The organism is Rhodococcus sp. PML026 (genome assembly GCF_000963615.1).
Classification (GTDB): Bacteria; Actinomycetota; Actinomycetes; order Mycobacteriales; family Mycobacteriaceae; genus Rhodococcoides; species Rhodococcoides fascians.
Genome location: NZ_KQ031376.1, coordinates 1 through 1,261, shown reverse-complemented (window position 1 = coordinate 1,261; position 1,261 = coordinate 1). Strand labels below are relative to the sequence as shown.

Sequence of the window (1,261 nt, the reverse complement as noted above, 5' to 3'; positions counted from 1 at the left end):
AGATCGATCGGGGCCGGCACGTCCTCGGCCACCGACGACTGCGCGGCAGTCAGAACCGCAACGACAGCAGCGATCTCGGAGTCCGTCGGACTTCCGCGAAACGACCAACTATCCGACGCAGCAGCAGATTTCGCTTCGCTCACTGCGTCATGATTCGTGTCGCTCACTGCGTCATGATTCGCTTCGCCGCTCATAGTGGGATGTTTCCGTGTTTCTTCGGGGGCAGGGTGACTTGTTTGCGTTCGAGCAGTCGCAACGCGGTCACGATCTGACCGCGGGTGTGACTGGGCGGGATGACCGCATCGAGATATCCGCGTTCGGCAGCGACGTACGGGTTGACCAGCGTGTCCTCGTACTGCTGCTGCAACGTCAGCCGCAACGCATCGACGTCCTCACCGTTCTTCGCGGCCTCGAGCAACTGTTTGCGGTAGACGAACCCGACGGCTCCGGAGGCTCCCATGACGGCGATCTGCGCGGTCGGCCAGGCGAGGTTCACATCGGCACCCATGTGCTTGGAGCCCATCACGTCGTACGCCCCGCCATAGGCTTTGCGGGTGATGACGGTGATCTTCCCGACCGTCGCCTCCCCGTAGGCATACAACAACTTCGCTCCACGCCGGATGATGCCGTTGTATTCCTGGCCCGTCCCGGGCAGGAACCCCGGCACATCGACCAGGGTGATGATCGGAACGTTGAAGCAATCACAGGTGCGGACGAACCGGGCCGCTTTCTCCGAGGCATCGATATCCAACGTGCCCGCGAACTGGGTGGGCTGATTGGCCACGATCCCCACCGACCGGCCGTCGATCCGCCCGAACCCGACGATGATGTTGCGAGCCCGCCCCTCCTGCACTTCCAGGAACTCGTCGTCGTCGAGGATCCGGCGGATCACCTCGTGCATGTCGTACGGAGTGTTCGGCGAATCCGGAATCAACGTGTCGAGCTCGAGATCCTCCGCCGTCAACGAATCCTCGATCGCCCCGACGATCGGATCCGACGCCACCGTCCGCGGGGCATCGGCCCGATTGTTCGACGGCAAATACGACAGGAGGTCGCGGACGTAGTCGAGGGCGTCCTGCTCCCCGGACGCGACGTAGTGCGCGACCCCGGACTTCTCCATGTGGGTGTGCGCGCCACCGAGCTCTTCCATCGTCACGTTCTCCCCGGTGACGGTCTTGATGACATCGGGGCCGGTGACGAACATCTGACTGGTGCCATCGACCATGACCACGAAATCGGTCAGGGCGGGTGAGTAGACGTG

General features: G+C 63.1%; 2 protein-coding genes. Both read right to left on the bottom strand.

Annotation, left to right across the window (positions count from 1 at the left end):
• Positions 1-194 (bottom strand): acyl-CoA carboxylase epsilon subunit (locus tag VF34_RS25905; protein ID WP_045841974.1); only part of this gene is annotated, 194 nt, incomplete at its 3' end.
• Positions 191-1,261: acyl-CoA carboxylase subunit beta (locus tag VF34_RS19685; RefSeq protein ID WP_045841973.1), on the bottom strand; the 1,071-nt coding region annotated here is incomplete at its 5' end. The genes VF34_RS25905 and VF34_RS19685, both read right to left, overlap by 4 nt.